Annotated in this window: 20 protein-coding genes; 17 read left to right on the top strand and 3 right to left on the bottom strand. The window is 72.0% G+C overall.

The features are described 5' to 3' along the window. Window positions 1-133 precede the first annotated feature (133 nt). The 5 genes from C3489_RS30640 (at window position 134) to C3489_RS30620 (ending at window position 3,883) form a co-directional block, all read left to right on the top strand. Window positions 134-964, top strand: a complete 831-nt coding sequence (locus C3489_RS30640) for an arylamine N-acetyltransferase (RefSeq protein WP_103785349.1) — start codon at window positions 134-136, stop codon at window positions 962-964. A 243-nt stretch (window positions 965-1,207) separates the two neighbouring features. Further along, complete coding sequence (locus C3489_RS30635) at window positions 1,208-2,089, top strand: YceI family protein (RefSeq protein ID WP_103785348.1); 882 nt, start codon at window positions 1,208-1,210, stop codon at window positions 2,087-2,089. A gap of 41 nt (window positions 2,090-2,130) precedes the next feature. Then, on the top strand, window positions 2,131-2,376 hold the full coding sequence (locus tag C3489_RS30630) for a hypothetical protein (RefSeq protein ID WP_103785347.1): 246 nt from the start codon (window positions 2,131-2,133) through the stop codon (window positions 2,374-2,376). A 57-nt stretch (window positions 2,377-2,433) separates the two neighbouring features. Further along, complete coding sequence (gene holA / locus C3489_RS30625; protein ID WP_181139910.1) at window positions 2,434-3,423, top strand: DNA polymerase III subunit delta; 990 nt, start codon at window positions 2,434-2,436, stop codon at window positions 3,421-3,423. Window positions 3,424-3,487: 64 nt separating this feature from the next. Continuing rightward, complete coding sequence (locus C3489_RS30620; protein WP_103785353.1) at window positions 3,488-3,883, top strand: nuclear transport factor 2 family protein; 396 nt, start codon at window positions 3,488-3,490, stop codon at window positions 3,881-3,883. Between the two features lie 179 nt (window positions 3,884-4,062). Here C3489_RS30620 and rpsT read toward each other — a convergent pair whose 3' ends face one another. Further along, the gene (rpsT, locus tag C3489_RS30615; RefSeq protein WP_103785346.1) at window positions 4,063-4,329 is read right to left on the bottom strand and encodes a 30S ribosomal protein S20; all 267 of its coding nucleotides are present in this window, start codon (window positions 4,327-4,329) and stop codon (window positions 4,063-4,065) included. A 241-nt stretch (window positions 4,330-4,570) separates the two neighbouring features. Between rpsT and lepA the strand changes: the two genes are divergently transcribed. The 4 genes from lepA (at window position 4,571) to hemW (ending at window position 12,079) form a co-directional block, all read left to right on the top strand. Then, window positions 4,571-6,439, top strand: a complete 1,869-nt coding sequence (gene lepA / locus C3489_RS30610) for a translation elongation factor 4 (protein ID WP_103785345.1) — start codon at window positions 4,571-4,573, stop codon at window positions 6,437-6,439. Between the two features lie 254 nt (window positions 6,440-6,693). Further along, window positions 6,694-8,568, top strand: a complete 1,875-nt coding sequence (locus C3489_RS30605; RefSeq protein ID WP_103785344.1) for a long-chain fatty acid--CoA ligase — start codon at window positions 6,694-6,696, stop codon at window positions 8,566-8,568. A 341-nt stretch (window positions 8,569-8,909) separates the two neighbouring features. Beyond that, the gene (locus C3489_RS30600) at window positions 8,910-10,787 is read left to right on the top strand and encodes a SpoIIE family protein phosphatase (protein WP_103785343.1); all 1,878 of its coding nucleotides are present in this window, start codon (window positions 8,910-8,912) and stop codon (window positions 10,785-10,787) included. A gap of 59 nt (window positions 10,788-10,846) precedes the next feature. After that, on the top strand, window positions 10,847-12,079 hold the full coding sequence (gene hemW, locus C3489_RS30595; protein ID WP_103785342.1) for a radical SAM family heme chaperone HemW: 1,233 nt from the start codon (window positions 10,847-10,849) through the stop codon (window positions 12,077-12,079). A gap of 127 nt (window positions 12,080-12,206) precedes the next feature. Here the strand turns inward: hemW and C3489_RS30590 are convergent, their stop codons facing one another. Both C3489_RS30590 and C3489_RS30585 read right to left on the bottom strand, forming a co-directional pair. After that, on the bottom strand, window positions 12,207-13,010 hold the full coding sequence (locus tag C3489_RS30590; protein WP_103785341.1) for a DUF3097 domain-containing protein: 804 nt from the start codon (window positions 13,008-13,010) through the stop codon (window positions 12,207-12,209). Window positions 13,011-13,042: 32 nt separating this feature from the next. After that, a complete protein-coding gene (locus C3489_RS30585) occupies window positions 13,043-13,771 on the bottom strand; it encodes an MBL fold metallo-hydrolase (protein ID WP_103785340.1) in 729 nt (242 codons plus the stop codon). A gap of 151 nt (window positions 13,772-13,922) precedes the next feature. Here C3489_RS30585 and hrcA point away from each other — a divergent pair, with 151 nt between their 5' ends. The 8 genes from hrcA (at window position 13,923) to C3489_RS30545 (ending at window position 20,431) form a co-directional block, all read left to right on the top strand. Beyond that, entirely contained in the window at window positions 13,923-14,939 is a 1,017-nt protein-coding gene (hrcA, locus tag C3489_RS30580) for a heat-inducible transcriptional repressor HrcA (RefSeq protein ID WP_103785339.1), read from the top strand. Beyond that, window positions 14,940-16,076: a molecular chaperone DnaJ gene (gene dnaJ / locus C3489_RS30575; RefSeq protein ID WP_103785338.1), complete on the top strand. Its 1,137-nt coding sequence runs from the start codon at window positions 14,940-14,942 to the stop codon at window positions 16,074-16,076. A gap of 77 nt (window positions 16,077-16,153) precedes the next feature. Next, on the top strand, window positions 16,154-17,239 hold the full coding sequence (locus tag C3489_RS30570) for a nitronate monooxygenase (RefSeq protein WP_103785337.1): 1,086 nt from the start codon (window positions 16,154-16,156) through the stop codon (window positions 17,237-17,239). Further along, entirely contained in the window at window positions 17,236-17,985 is a 750-nt protein-coding gene (locus C3489_RS30565; RefSeq protein ID WP_103785336.1) for a 16S rRNA (uracil(1498)-N(3))-methyltransferase, read from the top strand. The genes C3489_RS30570 and C3489_RS30565 overlap by 4 nt, the downstream gene beginning before the upstream one ends. Before the next feature lie 25 nt (window positions 17,986-18,010). Further along, window positions 18,011-18,403 carry a VOC family protein gene (locus C3489_RS30560; RefSeq protein ID WP_103785352.1) on the top strand — a complete coding sequence of 131 codons (393 nt, stop codon included), beginning with the start codon at window positions 18,011-18,013 and terminating at the stop codon, window positions 18,401-18,403. A 176-nt stretch (window positions 18,404-18,579) separates the two neighbouring features. Continuing rightward, on the top strand, window positions 18,580-19,101 hold the full coding sequence (locus tag C3489_RS30555) for a hypothetical protein (protein WP_103785335.1): 522 nt from the start codon (window positions 18,580-18,582) through the stop codon (window positions 19,099-19,101). A 64-nt stretch (window positions 19,102-19,165) separates the two neighbouring features. Continuing rightward, window positions 19,166-19,519 (top strand): histidine triad nucleotide-binding protein, encoded by a 354-nt coding sequence (locus tag C3489_RS30550; RefSeq protein ID WP_103785334.1) that lies wholly within the window; start codon window positions 19,166-19,168, stop codon window positions 19,517-19,519. Window positions 19,520-19,525: 6 nt separating this feature from the next. Beyond that, window positions 19,526-20,431, top strand: coding sequence for a ribonuclease Z (locus C3489_RS30545; RefSeq protein WP_103785333.1), 906 nt, complete (start codon window positions 19,526-19,528; stop codon window positions 20,429-20,431). Window position 20,432 lies beyond the last annotated feature (1 nt).

The following is a 20,432-nucleotide window of genomic DNA, read 5'->3' as shown; positions in this document are numbered from 1 at the left end:
CCTCGACGCGCTGCGGGCCCAGGGGGCGACGGTGCTGCGGACCGACCGGGACGGCTCCCTGGCCGTACTGGGCTCGGCGGGCCGGGACGCCTCAGGGGCGACGGGGAGCTGCGGGTGGCGCCAGACTGAGGGCATGGACTCCGCACAGGCCGATGCCTATCTCCGCCGGCTGGGCACCCAGCGCCCGGCCCGGCCCACCGACGACGCCCTCCGTGACCTGCATCTGCGCCATCTGCGCACCGTGCCCTTCGAGAACCTCTCGATCCACCTCGCGGAGGAGATCGTGCTGGAGGAGAAGCGGCTGGTGGACAAGGTGGTGGCCGCGAGGAGGGGAGGTTTCTGCTACGAACTCAACGGCGCCTTCGGGGCGTTGCTGACGGCGCTCGGGTTCGATGTGACGCTGCTGGCGGGGCGGGTGTACGGGGAGGGCGAGCGGCCCGGCATCCCCTACGACCACCTCGCGCTGCGGGTGCGCACGGTGGACGGCGGTGACTGGCTGGCCGACGTCGGGTTCGGGGCGCACAGCCACCTTCCGCTCAGGCTCGCCGAGCGGGGCGAACAGCCGGACCCGGGAGGGGTGTTCCGGATCGCGGAGGCGGGGCCGGACGCGGCCGGCGTGCGCGGGGGCGACCGGCGGCCGGGCGGGGCGGCCGACCTGGACGTGCTGCGGGACGGCCGCCCGCAGTACCGGCTTGAGGTGCGTCCGCGGGTGCTCGGTGACTTCGTGACCGGGGCCTGGTGGCACAGCACCTCGCCGCGCTCGCACTTCGTGCAGTCGCTGGTGTGCTCCCGGCTCACCGAGGACGGCGGGCGGGTCACCCTGAGCGGGCGCCGGCTGACCACGACCGCGGCCGACGGCGCGCGCCGGGAACGGGAGCTGGGCGAGGACACGGAGGTGCTGGCAACGTACCGGGAGGTGTTCGGGATCGAGTTGGACCGGGTGCCCTCGGTGCGTGACCGCTGAGGGCACGCCTGCCCCCCCGTTCGGGCATCCCCCGCTCGCCTGCCCGCCGTTAGGGCATCCCCCGCTCGCGTCCCGGGCGTCGGACCGGCGTTCCCAATTCACCCCACACCGGGTTACTCGTGCGTAGTACCGGCACATGCGCTGGTTTCCCGCGATGTGGTCCCGTGTTGCCTCGAATGCCGCGTCAGTGATCGAATGGATCTTCGGCAATGCAAACGTCGAGGCGTACAGGGGTGTCAAGGGATGTTCGGCCGCTGGCTGGGAAACCGAACGAACCAGGTGCAGCGGACCGGTCCCCTGGCGGCCGTGCAGACGCCACCCGACGCCGGGGTGCTCAGCTGCCGGGTGACGGACCCGGTCAACGAGCCGGTGCGGCACGCGGAGTTCTCGGTCAGCGACACCCTGGGGCGCAAGGTGGTCAGCGGCGGGACGGACCCCTACGGCGCGTTCGTGGCCACGGTGCCGGCCGGGGAGTACCGGCTCGCCGTGTCGGCCGAGGGCTACACGCCGTACCGGGCGAGCGCCACGGTCACCGAGAACTCGCTCGCCTCGCTGGGAAACGTCACCCTCCAGGTCGCCCGGCCGCCGGAGCTGCCGGCGCCGGGGGACTGGGAGATCGACCCGGCGCATTCCTCGGTGGCCTTCACCGCGCGGCACATCGGGCTGGCCCGCGTCCACGGGCGGTTCAACTCCTTCGCCGGCGTGGTGCGGATCGCCGAGCGGATCGAGCAGTCGCAGATGCACATCGTGATCGACGCGGCGTCCATCGACACCAACGTCAGGATGCGCGACGACCATCTGCGCTCCGCCGACTTCCTGGACGTGGAGCGCTACCCGACGCTGGAGTTCTACAGCGACCGGTTCACGCACAAGGGCGGGACGCGGTGGGCCGTCACCGGGGCGCTGTCGCTGCACGGCGTGACGCGGACGGTGACCCTGGACACGGAGTACCTCGGGATCGGCAACGGCATGGAGGGCGAGGTGCGGGCCGCCTGCCGCGCCACCACCGAACTGCACCGGGACGACTTCACGGTGAGCTGGCAGACGATGCTGGCGCGCGGCATCGCGGTGGTCGGGCAGAGCATCCGCATCGACCTCGACGTGCAGATCGTCCCCAAGGGCTGACCGGTGTCCGGGCCGCCTCCTGGGTGCCGGAAAATGTCCACGTGAGCGATGTGAGACATGTGCTGGTGCTGCCCGACCGCGATGCCGCCCACGAGGCGGCGGAGGCGCTCGGGGAGCGGTTCGGGATCGACGAGGAGCCGCGGATCGTCCGGGACGCGCTGGCCGGGGAGGACGACGCGGAGGACGCGCAGTGGCTGGTCGTCCTGCACGACGAGGACGAGCGGCTGGACCCGCGCGAGCTGGACGCGTTCGCGGGGGAGTGGGACGGGTGGCGCGAGGAGCCGTGAGCTGCCGGTCGTCGGCCGTGAGCCCCGTTGTCGGTGCCGCGTGCCATGCTTGTCCCGATGGCCAGGAAGACTGCGAATGACGACCCCCTCGCCCCGGTGACGATCGCCGTGGGCCAGGAGGACCTGCTGCTCGACCGTGCCGTGCAGGAGGTGGTGGCCGCCGCGAAGGCCGCCGACGCCGACACGGACGTGCGGGACCTGACCCCGGACCAGCTGCAGCCGGGCACGCTCGCCGAGCTGACCTCGCCGTCGCTCTTCGCCGAGCGCAAGGTCGTGGTCGTACGCAATGCGCAGGATCTGTCGGCCGACACCGTCAAGGACGTCAAGGCGTATCTGTCGGCGCCCGCCGAGGAGATCACGCTGGTGCTGCTGCACGCCGGCGGTGCCAAGGGCAAGGGGCTGCTGGACGCGGCCCGCAAGGTGGGGGCGCGCGAGATCGCCTGCCCGAAGATGACGAAGCCGGCGGACCGGCTGGCCTTCGTGCGGCAGGAGTTCCGGGCCGTGGGGCGTTCGGCCACGCCGGAGGCGTGCCAGGCGCTGGTCGACGCGATCGGAAGCGATCTGCGGGAGCTGGCGTCAGCGGTCTCCCAGCTGGTCGCCGATGTGGAGGGGACGATCGACGAGGCCGTCGTCGGCCGGTACTACACCGGCCGGGCCGAGGCCTCCAGTTTCACCGTCGCCGACCGCGCGGTGGAGGGGCGGGCGGCCGAGGCGCTGGAGGCGCTGCGGTGGTCCCTGGCCACGGGCGTCGCGCCGGTGATGATCACCAGTGCGCTGGCGCAGGGTGTGCGGGCGATCGGCAAGCTGTCCTCCGCGCGCGGGGGTCGCCCGGCCGATCTGGCCCGTGAGCTGGGTATGCCGCCGTGGAAGATCGACCGGGTCCGTCAGCAGATGCGCGGGTGGACGCCGGACGGGGTGGCCGTCGCGCTGCGGGCGGTGGCCGAGGCGGACGCGGGCGTGAAGGGCGGCGGGGACGATCCCGAGTACGCCCTGGAGAAGGCCGTGGTGACCATCGCTCGGGCCGCTCGCTCCCGAGGGCGCGGATAGCCGGGCCCGGGAGGAGAATCGGGCTTGTCAGCCACATCGCCGAACACGGAAGGTGGCGATCGCCATGGCTGAACACCCGCACGCAGCGCTGATCCGCAGGGGCTACGAGGCCTTCAGCCGGGGTGACATGGACACCCTGCGGGAGCTGTTGACGTCCGACTGCACGCAGCATGTGCCCGGCAGTCACATGCTCTCGGGCGACTACAAGGGCCAGGACGCGATCATCGAGATGTACGGCCGGCTGATGCAGGAGACGAACGGGACCATGCGCGTCGAGCTGCGCAACGTCTTCGTCGACGGTCGCGGCCACGCGGTCGCCGTGCACCACACCACCGCGGAACGCAACGGCAAGCGGTTCGACGGGGACGAGGTGATCGTCTTCCGGATCGTCGGGGACAAGGCGAGCGATCTCGACCAGTGCAGCATGGACCTTGATGAGGACAACGACTTCTGGTCGTGACCGGCAGACGCCGACGGCCCCGCCGCCCGCCCGGGGAAGGGCGAGGCGACGGGGCCGTCGGGTGAAGATGCTGAGCCCGTTCCCGCGTGGCGAACGCAGGCCGCGAACGGACTCGGGTGCCGGACGGGAGCGGATGAGAGAGGGCCCGCTCGGGTCCCTCCGGCAGTCACATCGAAGGGTCAGCCCTGCAGGGACGCGACCTTGGAAGCAAGCGCCGACTTCTTGTTGGCGGCCTGGTTCTTGTGGATGACGCCCTTGGAGACGGCCTTGTCCAGCGCACGCGAGGCGGCGCGCTGCAGCTCGACGGCCTTCTGGACGTCACCGGCGGCAGCGGCCTCACGGGCCTTGCGGATCGCGGTCTTCAGAGAGGACTTGACGGCCTTGTTGCGCAGCCGGGCCTTCTCGTTGGTCTTGATCCGCTTGATCTGGGACTTGATGTTCGCCACGAATGAGCCTTTTCAGGTTCAGGCACGGAGCCGGGAGGATTCCACAGCGGAACCCAGGGTCCCGTACCGGTGATTTCTTGGAGACGTGCCTCGCGCTGAGAGGGCATGAGACACAGCCCCCTACACTACCAGCGGCCCTTCGAGTGGCCCAAACCGGTCGCCGCGCCGCACCCGTGGGACCATGGAAGCTACGTATCGATCCGACCCGAGGCATAAGGCGCCTCAAGAGACAGGACCCTGCGTGCCCGCGACCCCTTCCCATGTGCCCGAGCCGAGCCGTACCGACCCGGCTCTGATCCGCAATTTCTGCATCATCGCGCACATCGACCACGGCAAGTCCACGCTCGCCGACCGGATGCTCCAGCTGACCGGCGTCGTCGAGCAGCGGCAGATGCGTGCTCAGTACCTCGACCGGATGGACATCGAGCGCGAGCGCGGCATCACGATCAAGTCCCAGGCGGTGCGTCTGCCGTGGGCCCCGACCCACGACAAGGGCAACACGCACATCCTCAACATGATCGACACGCCGGGGCACGTCGACTTCACCTACGAGGTCTCGCGCTCGCTCGCCGCCTGCGAGGGGACCATCCTCCTCGTCGACGCCGCCCAGGGCATCGAGGCGCAGACCCTCGCCAACCTCTACCTGGCGATGGAGAACGACCTCACGATCATCCCCGTGCTGAACAAGATCGACCTGCCGGCCGCGCAGCCCGAGAAGTTCGCCGAGGAGCTCGCGAACCTCGTCGGCTGCGACCCGAGCGACGTGCTGAAGGTCTCCGCCAAGACCGGCCTCGGTGTGGAGGCGCTGCTGGACAAGGTCGTCGCCGAGATCCCGGCCCCGGTCGGCGTCAAGGACGCCCCGGCGCGGGCCATGATCTTCGACTCGGTCTACGACTCCTACCGCGGTGTCGTGACCTACGTCCGTGTCATCGACGGCCAGCTCAACAAGCGTGAGCGGATCAAGATGATGTCGACGGGCGCCACGCACGAGCTGCTGGAGATCGGCACCAACTCGCCTGAGATGCTCCCGGCCGACGGCCTCGGCGTCGGCGAGGTGGGCTACCTCATCACCGGTGTGAAGGACGTGCGCCAGTCGAAGGTCGGTGACACCGTCACCAGCCAGCACAAGGGCGCCACGGAGCCGCTCGGCGGCTACAAGGACCCCAAGCCGATGGTCTTCTCGGGCCTGTATCCGCTGGACGGCTCGGACTACCCCGAGCTGCGCGAGGCCCTGGACAAGCTGCAGCTCAACGACGCCGCGCTGGTCTACGAGCCGGAGACCTCCGCCGCGCTCGGCTTCGGCTTCCGCGTCGGCTTCCTCGGCCTGCTGCACCTGGACGTGATCCGCGAACGCCTGGAGCGCGAGTTCGGCCTCGACCTGATCGCGACCGCCCCCAACGTGGTCTACCGCGTGATCATGGAGGACGGCACCGAGGCCACCGTCACCAACCCGAGCGAGTTCCCCGAGGGGAAGATCGCCGAGGTCTTCGAGCCGGTCGTGCGGGCGACGATCCTCGCGCCCACCGAGTTCATCGGCGCGATCATGGAGCTGTGCCAGACCCGGCGCGGCACCCTGCTCGGCATGGACTACCTCTCCGAGGACCGCGTCGAGATCCGCTACACGCTGCCGCTCGCGGAGATCGTCTTCGACTTCTTCGACCAGCTGAAGTCCAAGACCCGCGGGTACGCCTCGCTGGACTACGAGCCCACGGGCGAGCAGTCCTCCAGCCTCGTCAAGGTCGACATCCTGCTGCACGGCGACAAGGTCGACGCCTTCTCGGCGATCACCCACAAGGACCAGGCGTACGCGTACGGCGTGCGGCTCGTCGCCAAGCTCAAGGAGCTGATCCCGCGGCAGAACTTCGAGGTGCCGGTGCAGGCCGCCATCGGCTCCCGGGTGATCGCCCGCGAGACCATCCGCGCCATCCGCAAGGACGTCCTCGCCAAGTGCTACGGCGGTGACATCTCCCGTAAGCGCAAGCTGCTGGAGAAGCAGAAGGAAGGCAAGAAGCGGATGAAGATGGTCGGTTCTGTGGAGGTTCCGCAGGAGGCCTTCATCGCCGTCCTGTCCAGCGATGACAGCGGGGCATCGGCCAAGGGCAAGAAGTAACCGCCGGTTACAGGCTGCCGCCCCGGCAAATCCGGTCACACAGGGGTCCGTCGTACGAAAGTGCGCCGGGCCCCTGTGTGTTCCTTCCGTTCCCCTGGCGGGGTAACGACCAGGCGTCAAGCCCTTACGCAGGCGGCGGTCGGGCTCTACTCTGTCCCTGCCCGATAGTTACTCGCGAGTTAAACAACGTCTCGTGGGTAGGAACCAGCCGCACTGTCGCGCCAGCCGCACTGTCGCGGGCCCCGGAGGATGTCGTGAGCGACGCAACTACCCTGATCGAGAACCGTCCGCCGTCCGTGGCGGCCCTCTTCCTGGAGCGCGTGGCGGCAACGCCGGACGCCGAGGCCTACCGCTATCCGGTGCCCCCGGCCGCCGGTGAGGGCCCGGACGAGTGGAAGTCGCTCAGCTGGGCGCAGGCGGCCGAGCGGGTCCACGCGATCGCCGCCGGACTGATCGAACTGGGTGTCCAGCCGGAGCAGCGCGTGGCGCTCGCCTCCTCCACCCGGATCGAGTGGATCCTCGCCGACCTCGGCATCATGTGCGCCGGCGCCGCCACCACCACGATCTACCCGCAGACCAACGCCGACGAGTCGGCGTTCATCCTCTCCGACTCCGAGTCCAAGGTGCTCGTCGCGGAGAACGCCGCCCAGCTCGCCAAGGCGGTCGAGAAGCGCGCGGAGCTCCCGGACCTCACGCACGTCGTCGTGATCGACCCGGCCGGCGTGGAGAGCGACGACTTCGTCCTCACCCTCGCCGAGCTGGAGCAGCGCGGCGCCGCCCGCCTCGCCCAGGAGCCGGAGCTGGTCAAGGACCGGGTCGGCAAGATCACCCGCGACCAGCTCGCCACTCTCATCTACACCTCCGGCACCACCGGCCGCCCCAAGGGCGTGCGCCTGCCGCACGACAACTGGGCGTACATGGCGAAGGCCATCGCCGCGACCGGGCTGGTCGGCCCGGACGACGTGCAGTACCTGTGGCTGCCGCTGGCGCACGTCTTCGGCAAGGTGCTCACCTCCGGCCAGATCGAGGTGGGTCACGTCACCGCCGTCGACGGCCGGGTCGACAAGATCATCGAGAATCTGCCGGTCGTGCAGCCGACGTACATGGCCGCCGTCCCGCGCATCTTCGAGAAGGTCTACAACGGCGTCGCGGCCAAGGCGAAGGCCGGCGGCGCCGCCAAGTACAAGATCTTCCAGTGGGCCGCCGAGGTCGCCCGCGAGTACGCCAAGGTCTCCCAGGACAACTTCCGGCGGACCGGGACCCACTCCGTGCCGTTCGGCCTCGGGGCCAAGCACAAGGTCGCCGACGCACTGGTGTACGCCAAGATCCGCGAGGCCTTCGGCGGCAACCTGCGCGCCTGCGTGTCGGGCTCCGCCGCGCTCGCGCCCGAGATCGGCTACTTCTTCGCCGGCGCCGGCATCCACATCCTGGAGGGCTACGGCCTCACCGAGTCCTCCGCGGCCTCCTTCGTCAACCCCGGCGAGGCCTACCGCACCGGCACCGTCGGCAAGCCGCTGCCCGGCACCGAGGTCCGCATCGCCGACGACGGCGAGATCCTGCTGCGCGGCCCCGGCATCATGCAGGGCTACCACAAGCTGCCCGAGAAGACCGCCGAGGTGCTGGAGAGCGACGGCTGGTTCCACACCGGCGACATCGGCGAGCTGTCGCCCGACGGCTACCTGCGCATCACCGACCGCAAGAAGGACCTGATCAAGACCTCCGGCGGCAAGTACATCGCGCCCGCCGAGGTCGAGGGCCAGTTCAAGGCGATCTGCCCGTACGTCTCCAACATCCTGGTGCACGGCGCCGACCGGAACTTCTGCACCGCGCTCATCGCCCTCGACGAGGTCGCCATCCTCGACTGGGCGAAGGAGAACGGCCTGGAGGGCAAGGCGTACGCCGAGGTGGTGGCCGCGCCGCGGACGGTCGAGCTGATCGACGGCTACGTCAAGCAGCTCAACGAGGGCCTGCAGCGCTGGCAGACCATCAAGAAGTTCCGTCTGCTGCCGCGCGACCTCGACGTCGAGCACGGCGAGATCACCCCGAGCCTGAAGCTGAAGCGGCCGGTGGTGGAGCGCGAGTACAAGCACCTGCTCGACGAGATGTACGACGGCACGCGCGAGGCGTAGCCCCTCGCCGCCGGGACGGGCACGGCACGGCCCGGGTGCCGCCCGGGCGGGCACGGCACGGCCCGGGTGCCGCCCGGGCGGGCACGGCACGACCAGGTGCCGCGCGGACCGGCACGACCGGTGCCGCCGGGGACGTGCCTGGCATAGTCCAGCGGCGGACGGTTTTTGAGCGCGGGATGCCCGGATCCGGACCCTTTCTGTCCGGATCCGGGCATCCGCGTACCCCGGTTCTCACTCATCGCGACCCAGTTCGGTAACTCGACGCTTATGCGCCGGTTCGGTCTGTCACGCTGTCGGCATCGATCGCAACGTATCCAGCCGAACCGTTCGGGGAGTTGTCGATGGGGGTCGTTCCGACGCAGCGGGAGACCGAGGCACCGGCCGGTGCCGAGGCGCTGACCGGTGCCGCGCCCGCGCACGCCGACAGCCGCGCGCGGGCGCACACCACCCTGCCCGGCAGCTCGCTCGCGCCCGGCTCCGCCCGCGCCCTGGTCCGGGCGGCCCTGACCGAGTGGACCGCCCTCGCCCTGCCCGGCGCCGACCGGCTCACCGAACGGCTCACCCAGGACCTCACCCTGCTGGTCAGCGAACTGGTCACCAACGCCGTCGTGCACGCCGGCACCGACGTCGACCTGCACTGCCGGCTGGAGCCGGCCGGCGCCGTCGTCGTCGAGGTCACCGACCACCACCCCGCCCGCTCCCCGCAGGACACCGAGGGCGACGCCGAGGCGTCCGAGTACGGGCGCGGCCTGCGGCTGGTCGCCACGCTCGCCGAGTCCTGGGGGGTCACCTACCGCCGCACCGCCAAGACCGTGTGGGCGCGGCTCACCCCGGACACCGAGGACCGCGCGAGCGGGGAGGACGCCGCCCACCACGACGACCCCGTCCTCGACGACGCCCTCCGGCTCGCCGGGATGCTCGCGCCCGAGCCGCGCGGCACCGACGGCGAGCGGGACTGGCTCGGCCGCGGCGCCCTGTCCTTCCTCGCCGAGGCCTCCGACCTGCTCGCCGGACAGCTCGACGAGGACCTCGTCGCCTCCCTCACCGGCCAGCTCGTCGTGCCCCGCCTCGCCGACTGGTGCGCGGTGTGGCTGGAGGACGAGATCACCGGCCGCGGACCGGGACTGCGGCCGGCCCGGGTGTGGCACGGCAGCGAGCACCTCGTCGAGGAGCTGCGCCAGGCCCTGGAGAAGGAGCCGCCGCACCCGCCCGACACGGCCTGCCCCGGCCCCCAGCCCTACCCGTGGCCCGCCGCCGCGCTCGGTGCGCACGGCGCCGCCCTCGCCTACCGCCTGATCGCCGGGGGCCGCCCGCTGGGCACCCTCGTCATCGGCCGCACCGGACTGCTGCGCTTCCCCGACGAGGTCACCGGACTCGTCGAGGACCTCAGCCGCCGGGTCGCCCTCGCCATCGGCGCCGCCCGGCAGTACGCCCGCCAGGCCACCATCAGCGCCGTGCTCCAGCGCGGCCTGCTGCCCGGTGCCGTCGCCCGCATCCCCGGCGTGCGCACCGCGCTGGTCTACGAGCCCTGCGACAAGGGCGGTCCCAGCGGTGACTTCTACGACGTCTTCCCGGCCGGTCACGGCCGCTGGTGCTTCGCCGTCGGCGACGTCCAGGGCAAGGGCCCGGAAGCGGCCGTCGTGATCGGCCTCGCCCGGCCCTGGCTGCGGCTGCTGGCCCGTGAGGGCTACGGCGTCGCCGACGTCCTGGACCGGCTCAACCAGCTCCTCCTCGACGACGCCACCGAGGCCGCCGACGCCGCCGCCCGCGCCTTCGCCGGACCCGTCACCGCCGCCGACGGCCCGCAGACCCGCTTCCTGTCCCTGCTCTACGGCGAGCTGATCCCGTACGAGGGCGGAGTGCGCTGCACGCTCGCCTCCGCCGGGCACCCGCTGCCGCTGGTCCTCGGCCCCGACGGCACCGTCCGCACCGCGGCCCGCCCGCAGACCCTGCTCGGGGTCGTGGAGGACGAGACCTACGCCAGCGAGACCATCGAGCTGCGGCCCGGCGACACCCTGCTGTGCGTCACCGACGGGGTCACCGAGCGGCGCAACGGCACCGCCCAGTTCGACGACGGCGACGGGCTGGCCCGCGCGTTCGCCGGGTGCGCCGGCCTGGACGCCGAACTGATCGCCGAGCGGATCAGCGCCCTGGTGCACGACTTCGGCGGCCGTCCGCCCGAGGACGACCTGGCGCTGCTGGTGCTCCAGGCGGAGTGACGCCGGCCGTCCTGGTCCGTCAGGCGGAGTAACGCCGTCCGTCCTGGACAATGGGAGACATGCCTTCCGCACTCCCCGACGGCGAGCCCGTCCCCGACGACGGCGCGCTGCCCGCGTCCGCCCTCGCCGGCGCCGCCGAGCGGCCCCTCGGGTTCTATCTGCACGTCCCCTACTGCGCGACCCGCTGCGGCTACTGCGACTTCAACACCTACACCGCCACCGAGCTGCGCGGCACCGGCGGAGTACTGGCCTCCCGCGACAACTACGCCGACACCCTCACCGACGAGATCCGCCTCGCCCGCAAGGTGCTCGGCGACGACCCGCGTCCCGTGCGCACGGTCTTCGTCGGCGGCGGTACGCCCACCCTGCTGGCCGCCGGGGACCTGGTGCGGATGCTGGCCGCGATCCGCGACGAGTTCGGCCTGGCGCCGGACGCGGAGATCACCACGGAGGCGAACCCGGAGTCCGTCGACCCGGCCTACCTCGCCACCCTCCGGGAGGGCGGCTTCAACCGGATCTCCTTCGGCATGCAGAGCGCCCGGCAGCACGTGCTGAAGATCCTCGACCGCACCCACACGCCGGGCCGCCCCGAGGCGTGCGTCGCGGAGGCGCGCGCGGCCGGCTTCGAGCACGTCAACCTGGACCTGATCTACGGCACCCCCGGCGAGTCCGACGACGACTGGCGGGCCTCGCTGGACGCCGCGATCGGCGCCGGACCGGACCACGTCAGCGCGTACGCGCTGATCGTCGAGGAGGGCACCCAGCTCGCCCGGCGCATCCGGCGCGGCGAAGTCCCGATGACCGACGACGACGTGCACGCCGACCGCTATCTGATCGCCGAGGAGACCCTGTCCGCGGCGGGCTTCGACTGGTACGAGGTGTCCAACTGGGCCACCTCCGAGGCCGGCCGCTGCCTGCACAACGAGCTGTACTGGCGCGGCGCCGACTGGTGGGGCGCGGGACCCGGCGCCCACAGCCACGTCGGCGGGGTGCGCTGGTGGAACGTCAAGCACCCCGGCGCCTACGCGGCGGCCCTCGCGGCGGGCCGCTCCCCGGGCGCCGGACGGGAGATCCTGAGCGACGAGGACCGCCGCGTCGAGCGCGTCCTGCTGGAGCTGCGGCTGCGCGAGGGCGTACCGCTGGACCTGCTGAAGGCCGCCGGCCGCCGCGCCGCCGACCGGGCCCTGTCCGACGGACTCCTCCAGCCCGAGCCGTACACCGAGGGCCGCGCGGTCCTGACCCTGCGCGGCCGCCTGCTCGCGGACGCGGTGGTGCGGGACCTGGTGGACTGAGGGGGATGACCCCCGCGTCGGCGGGGAGCACGAGCTGCTCGGCCAGGTCGACCAGCTCATCGACGGACCACCTCCGCAGCGGCGGAGAGCATCCACCAGGCCCACTGGATCAACGACCAGGCAGGTCTCAGGGCACGGTCACGTGGTCGATGAGGCGCTCGACACAGCCCAGCAGCTCCGGCTCCAGGTCCTTGTACGACCGCACCCGGCCCAGGATCGCCTGCCAGGCCGCCCCCGTGTTCTCGGGCCAGCCCAGCGCGCGGCACACGCCCGTCTTCCAGTCCTGGCCGCGGGGGACCACCGGCCAGGCCGGGATGCCCAGCGTGGCCGGCTTCACCGCCTGCCAGATGTCCACGTACGGGTGCCCCACCACCAGGGCGTGCTCGCTCGTGACGGCCTCGGTGATACGCCACTCCTTGGTGCCCGGCACCAGGTGGTCCACCAGGACGCCGAGCCGGGCGTCCGGCCCCGGCGCGAAGGACTCCACGATCGCCGGGAGGTCGTCGACGCCCTCCAGGTACTCCACGACCACGCCCTCGACGCGCAGGTCGTCGCCCCACACCTTCTCCACCAGCTCGGCGTCGTGCCGGCCCTCGACGTAGATCCGCCCGGCGCGGGCGACACGCGCGCGAGCGCCGGGCACGGCGACCGAGCCGGACGCGGTACGACCGGGCCGTACCGGAGCCGCCGGGGCGGGCCTGACCAGGGTCACCACGCGGCCCTCCAGCAGGAAGCCGCGCGGCTGCAGCGGGAACACCCGGTGCTTGCCGAAGCGGTCCTCCAGGGTGACCGTGCCCGCCTCGCAGCGGATCACCGCGCCGCAGAAGCCGCTGCCGGGCTCCTCCACCACCAGGCCCGGCTCGGCCGGCACCTCGGGCGCCGGGGCGGGCTTCTTCCAGGGCGGGGTCAGGTCGGGGGAGTACTGGCGCATTCGAACGACGATAGGAACGGACCGGTGCGTGATCAGCGCGACACGCCGAAGCGGGCGGCCAGCGCGTCCCGCTGCGCCCGCACGAACGCCGCGTCCACCACCGCTCCGTGACCGGGCACGTACAGCGCGTCCTCACCGCCGAGAGCCAGCAGCCGGTCCAGCGCGTCCGGCCAGTGCGACGGCACGGCGTCGGGGCCCGCCTGCGGTTCGCCGGACTCCTCGACCAGGTCGCCGCAGAACACCACCTCCCGCTCGCCCGGGACCAGGACGGCGAGGTCGTGGGCGGTGTGCCCGGGGCCGACGTTGGCGAGCAGCACCTGCCGGCCGCCGCCGAGGTCGAGCGTCCACTCGCCGCTGACCAGGTGGTCGACCGGCAGCGGCGCGGCGGCGGCCTCCTCGGCCACCTTCGCGTCCAGGCCGCCCGCCACCGCGTCCGCCCGCAGCTCCTCCCGGCCGCGCGGGGTGAAGGCCGACTCGATGCCGACCGCGCCGAAGACCTCGCCGGCCGCGACCGAGGAGGCGCCGAGGACGTGGTCGAAGTGGGGATGGGTGAACGCGAGATGGATCACACCGTGTCCGGTGAGCCGCTCGGCCTCGGCGCGCAGCCGGGCGCCCTCCGCGAGGCTCGACCCGGCGTCGACCATGAGTGCCGTGCCGGCGCCGATCACGAGCCCCGTCGTGCAGTCCCAGCCCGGCAGCCGGCACCGCCCGACCCCGGCCGCCAGCCGTTCCCACCCCAGCTCTTCCCAAGTAACCGTCATACCGCGACGCTAGCGGTACGCGACCACGCGGTATGACCAGCCTTGCCGGGGGCGTACCCCACCGCCGTACACTGGGCCGGGGACGTCTGGCACTCGCACGCGCAGAGTGCCAGGGCAGGTGCCGAGGGAAAGACTTCTGGAGGTGTGCGCGATGCTGAGTGAACGACGGCTTCAGGTGCTGCGCGCCATCGTCCAGGACTATGTGGGCACCGAGGAGCCGGTCGGTTCGAAGGCGCTCACGGAGCGGCACAACCTCGGCGTCTCCCCGGCGACGGTCCGCAACGACATGGCGGCCCTGGAGGACGAGGGGTACATCGCGCAGCCGCACACCAGCGCGGGGCGCATCCCCACCGACAAGGGCTACCGGCTGTTCGTCGACAAGCTGGCCGGTGTGAAGCCGATGACCGGACCGGAGCGGCGGGCGATCCAGAACTTCCTGGAGGGCGCCGTCGATCTGGACGATGTCGTCGCGCGGACGGTGCGGCTGCTGGCGCAGCTCACGCGGCAGGTGGCGGTCGTGCAGTACCCGTCGCTGACCCGCTCGACCGTGCGGCACGTGGAGCTGCTGTCGCTCGCGCCCGCGCGGGTGATGCTGGTGCTGATCACCGACACCGGCCGGGTCGAGCAGCGGATGGTGGACTGCCCGGCGCCCTTCGGTGAGACGTCGCTGGCGGATCTGCGGGCGCGGCTGAACAGCCGGGTCGCCGGCCGCCGGTTCACGGACGTGCCGAGGCTGGTCGAGGACCTGCCGGACGCCTTCGAGCCGGAGGACCGCGGCACGGTCTCGACGGTGCTGTCCACGCTGCTGGAGACGCTCGTCGAGGAGAACGAGGAACGGCTGATGATCGGCGGCACCGCCAATCTGACCCGGTTCTCGCACGACTTCCCCCTGACGATCCGGCCGGTGCTGGAGGCCCTGGAGGAGCAGGTCGTCCTCCTGAAGCTGCTCGGCGAGGCGAAGGATCCGGGCGTGACCGTCCGTATCGGTCACGAGAACGCCCACGAAGGACTCAACTCCACGTCCGTCGTGTCGGTCGGCTACGGTTCGGGCGGCGAGGCTGTCGCCAAGCTCGGCGTGGTCGGACCGACCCGCATGGACTACCCGGGAACGATGGGAGCGGTACGCGCAGTGGCACGGTACGTCGGACAGATCCTGGCGGAGTCGTAGGTGGCCACGGACTACTACGCCGTACTCGGCGTGCGCCGCGACGCGTCGCAGGATGAGATCAAGAAGGCGTTCAGGCGGCTCGCACGCGAGCTGCACCCGGACGTCAACCCCGATCCGAAGACGCAGGAGCGGTTCAAGGAGATCAACGCCGCCTACGAGGTGCTGTCGGACCCGCAGAAGAAGCAGGTCTACGACCTCGGCGGCGACCCGCTCTCGCAGTCCGGCGGCGCCGGCGCGGGCGGTTTCGGCGCGGGCGGCTTCGGCAACTTCTCCGACATCATGGACGCGTTCTTCGGTACGGCGTCGCAGCGCGGGCCGCGCTCGCGCACCCGCCGGGGCCAGGACGCGATGATCCGGGTCGAGGTCGAGCTGGACGAGGCGGCCTTCGGCACCACGAAGGACATCCAGGTGGAGACGGCCATCGTCTGCTCCACCTGCTCCGGTGAGGGCGCCGCGCCGGGCACCACGGCGCAGACCTGTGACATGTGCCGGGGCCGTGGTGAGGTCTCGCAGGTCACCCGGTCCTTCCTGGGCCAGGTCATGACCTCGCGGCCGTGCCCGCAGTGCCAGGGCTTCGGCACCATCGTGCCGAACCCGTGCCCGGAGTGTGCCGGTGACGGCCGGGTGCGCTCGCGGCGGACGCTGACGGTGAAGATCCCGGCCGGTGTCGACAACGGCACGCGCATCCAGCTCGCGGGCGAGGGCGAGGTCGGGCCCGGCGGCGGCCCCGCCGGTGACCTCTACGTCGAGATCCACGAGCTGCCGCACCCGGTGTTCCAGCGGCGCGGCGACGACCTGCACTGCACGGTGACGATCCCGATGACGGCGGCGGCCCTCGGCACCAAGGTGCCGCTGGAGACGCTGGACGGCATGGAGGAGGTCGACATCCGGCCCGGCACCCAGTCCGGCCAGTCGATCCCGCTGCACAACCGCGGTGTCACGCATCTGCGGGGCGGCGGCCGGGGCGACCTGATCGTGCACGTCGAGGTGCAGACCCCGACCAAGCTCGACCCCGAGCAGGAGCGCCTGCTGCGCGAGCTGGCGAAGCTGCGCGGCGAGGAACGGCCGCAGGGCCAGTTCCAGCCGGGGCAGCAGGGTCTGTTCTCGCGGCTGAAGGACGCCTTCAACGGGCGCTGAGCCGGACGTTTCCGGTGGCCTATGCCAACCGGACGGTTGGTTTCGGACTTGTGCGGAGGACGTGACACCATGCGGTCATGTCCTCCGCACTGACCGATCTCTTCCCGCATCCGATCGTGCAGGCTCCCATGGCGGGCGGCGTCTCCGTGCCGCAGCTCGCCGCCGCCGTGTCCGAGGCGGGCGGCCTCGGCTTCCTCGCCGCCGGGTACAAGACCGCCGACGGCATGTACCAGGAGATCAAGCAGCTGCGGAGCCTGACGGGACGCCCCTTCGGAGTCAACGTCTTCATGCCGCAGCCGGAATACGCCGAGTCCGGTGCCATCGAGGTCTACGCCCACCAGCTGGCCGGCGAGGCCACCTGGTACGAGACCGAGCTGGGCGACCCCGACAGCGGGCGGGACGACGGCTTCGAGGCGAAGCTCGCGGTGCTGCGGGACGACCCGGTGCCGGTGGTCTCCTTCCACTTCGGCGTACCGAGCCGTGAGGTCGTCGACTCCCTGCACCGCGTCGGCACGTTCGTCATGGTCACCGCCACCACCGCGGACGAGGCGGTGGCCGTGCAGCGGTCCGGTGCGGACGCGGTCGTCGCGCAGGGCGTGGAGGCCGGCGGGCACCAGGGCGCGCACCGGGACGCACCGGAGAACGACGGCTCGGGGATCGGGCTGCTGGCCCTCCTCGCCCTGATCCGGGAGAGCGTGTCGATCCCGGTGGTCGCCGCGGGCGGGCTGATGCGGGGCAGCCAGATCGCCGCGGTGCTCGCGGCGGGGGCGAGCGCCGCGCAGCTCGGCACGGCGTTCCTGGCCACCGCGGAGTCCGGGGCGCACGCGCTGCACAAGGAGGCGCTGACCAACCCGCTGTTCGTGCGCACCGAGCTGACCCGGGCCTTCTCCGGGCGTCCGGCGCGCGGGCTGGTCAACCGGTTCCTGCGGGAGCACGGGCCGTACGCGCCCGCCGCCTACCCGGAGATCCACCACATGACCGCGCCGCTGCGCAGGGCCGCCGCCAAGGCCGGGGACGCGCAGGGGATGGCGTTGTGGGCGGGGCAGGGGCACCGGCTGGCGCGGGCGCTGCCGGCCGGGCAGCTGGTGGAGGTGCTGGTCGCCGAACTGACCGCGGCCCGGACGGCGCTGCCGGGCGGCGCTCAGGGGGGTGGCGTCCGATGACCGCGCCGGTGTTCGTCGTCCCCCACTTCGACTCCGACAGTGGCGGGCGCTACGTCCTCGACGGGCCCGAGGGGCGGCACGCGGTGTCCGTGAAGCGGCTTGAGGCGGGCGAGCCCGTCGTGCTGACCGACGGCCAGGGGCGCTGGGCCGAGTGCGAGGTGCTCGGCACGGAGGGCAAGGACCGGCTCGTCGTGCACATGGCCGCGGTGCTGGAGGAGCCCGTGCCCGCGCCGCGGATCACGGTCGTCCAGGCGCTGCCCAAGGGCGACCGGGGTGAGCTGGCCGTGGAGACCATGACCGAGGTCGGTGTGGACGCGATCGTGCCGTGGCAGGCGGCCCGGTGCATCACCCAGTGGAAGGGCGACCGCGGGCTGAAGGCGCTCGGCAAGTGGCGCGGCACGGCCCGGGAGGCCGGCAAGCAGTCCCGGCGGGTGCGCTTTCCCGAGGTCGCGGACGCGGCCACGACCAAGCAGGTTGCGGCACTTTTGGCCAAGGCCGATTTCGCGGGGGTGCTGCACTCCGACTTCGAGCACGCGAGCGAGCCGCTGGCGACCGCGCAGCTGCCCCGCGAGGGGGAGATCGTGCTGGTCGTGGGACCTGAAGGGGGCGTGTCCCGGGAGGAGTTGGCGCTCTTCGAGGAGGCCGGGGCGAAGGCGTACGTGCTCGGACCCAGCGTGCTGCGCACATCGACCGCCGGGACGGCCGCAGCGGCGCTGCTGCTGGGCCGTACCGGCCGCTGGTCCTGACATCGAGGGAATGTGGGGGAACGTCATGGAACTCGCTCAAGTCCGGCTGCTGGTCACCGACTTCGCCGCCTGTTACCGCTTCTACGCCGATGTGCTCGGCCTGAAGCCGCAGTCGGGGGCGGTCGAGGGGCCGTACGAGAAGTTCAGTCCCGCGGTCGGCTCCGCGGGGATCGCGTTGCAGGACCGGGGGATGATGGCCTCGGTGCTGGGCGAGTTGGGGGAGACGGCCACGGGGCACCGGTCGCTGGTGGTGCTCCGCGTGGACGACCTGGACGCCTACTGCGCCGAGATCACGGCGCGGGGCGCGGTGCTGGCGCACGGCCCGGCCCCCATGACCGACCGCATGCGCGTCGCCCACCTCAAGGACCCGGAGGGCAACCTGGTGGAACTCCAGGAGTGGCTACTACTGCGAGGCTGACGTGCCCTCAAGCGGCGCCGCCCTCGCGGCTTGAGCGAACGGCACGGTGGCCACCCCAGGGGCGCGGGGAACTGCGCGAGCAACCACAACGCACCCGCACCCGCACCGACCACCCCACCCCACCGTGGCCGTATGCGCTCTACCGCCCACCGCCAGGTGATGGCACGCTGCCCTGCATGGACGTGTCGAGGCGTGTCCGGGGGACGAGGGTGGCCGGCGCGGCCGGACTGGTGGTCGTGGCCGTGGGCTCGGTCGTGGCCTGTGATCCCGCCGGCCTCAGTTCCGCCACCGTCGCCTACACCACCGACCAGACCGCGACCAGGGAGCTGGAGCGGCAGCACGTGGACGTGCGGTGGCTGACCTGCACCGCCGACTACGGGAACAGGGTCTCCTCGCCGTCGGCCACCGAGGACACCGTGGCCACCGTCGACTGCCGGGGGCAGACCGGGGACGGCAAGGACATCACCGTCAAGGGAAAGGTGACGCGGGCCGTCCAGGGCGCGTGCGTGCGCGGGGACCTGACCGCCACTGTCGGCGGCAAGGAGCTGTTCCACGTGCGCGGCCTGGGCAACTGCAACGCCACACCGTCCCCGGTGCGGCCGCCCGGGAACGGACCGCAGCCCACCGTCACGGTGACGGTGACCCGGACCATCTGGTGCCAGGGCGATCCCACCTGCTGGCCCGTCCAGGGCAAGTGAGGGCGCCCGCACTGTCGCTACGATGCCTCCGTACGTGATCAGCCCGGCGCGAGGAGGCACACGCATGGCAGGGGAGCCGCAGGACGACTGCTTGTTCTGCAAGATCGTCGCAGGTACGGTCCCGGCGACGATCGTCCGCGAGACGGAGACGACCGTCGCCTTCCGTGACATCAACCCCCAGGCGCCCACCCACGTCCTGGTGATCCCCAAGGCGCACCACGTGAACGCGGCCGCCCTGGCCCAGGAGGCGCCCCAGCTGGCCGCTGACGTGCTGCGCGAGACGCAGGCGGTCGCCGACGAGGAGAAGCTCGACAGCTACCGCGTCGTCTTCAACACCGGCAGCGGCGCCGGCCAGACCGTCTGGCACGCGCACGCCCACGTCCTCGGCGGGCGCGGGCTGAACTGGCCCCCCGGGTAAGCAGCCGTGTCCGTACGCGAACTCGTGGTCCTCGGCACCGCCAGCCAGGTCCCCACCCGGCACCGCAACCACAACGGCTATCTGCTGCGCTGGGACGGCGAGGGCATCCTCTTCGACCCCGGAGAGGGCACCCAGCGGCAGATGCTGCGCGCCGGGGTCGCCGCCCACGACCTGAACCGGATCTGCGTCACGCACTTCCACGGGGACCACTCGCTCGGCCTGGCCGGGGTGATCCAGCGGATCAACCTCGACCAGGTCCCGCACGACGTCACCGCCCACTACCCGCGCTCCGGGCAGCGCTTCTTCGACCGGCTGCGGTACGCCACCGCCTACCGGGAGACCGTGCAGCTCGTCGAGGCGCCGGTGAGCGAGGACGGGGTGATCGCGGCGACCGACGGCTACACGCTCCAGGCGCGCAAGCTGTCCCACCCCGTGGAGTCCTACGGCTACCGGCTGGTCGAGCACGACGGGCGCCGGATGCTGCCCGAGCGGCTCGCCGCGGCCGGGATCAAGGGGCCGGACGTGGGGCGCCTGCAGCGCGAGGGCGTGCTGGGCGGGGTGCGTGTCGAGGACGTCAGCGAGGTGCGGCGCGGGCAGCGGTTCGCATTCGTCATGGACACCCGGTTGTGCGAGGGCGTGCACGCGCTCGCCGAGGGGTGCGATCTGCTCGTCATCGAGTCGACCTTCCTCGACGAGGACAGGGCGCTCGCCGAGGACCACGGGCATCTGACCGCCGGTCAGGCGGCGGCGGTGGCGCGGGACGCGGGCGTGCGGCACCTGGTGCTCACCCACTTCAGCCAGCGCTACACGGAGCCGGAGGAGTTCGAGCGGCAGGCGCGGGCCGCCGGGTTCGAGGGCGAGCTGACCGTGGCCCATGATCTGCTGCGGGTGCCGGTCCCGAAGCGCCGGTGAC

The organism is Streptomyces sp. Ru71, from assembly GCF_002920535.1.
Classification (GTDB): Bacteria; Actinomycetota; Actinomycetes; order Streptomycetales; family Streptomycetaceae; genus Streptomyces.
This window is presented reverse-complemented; position numbering and strand designations above follow the sequence as displayed.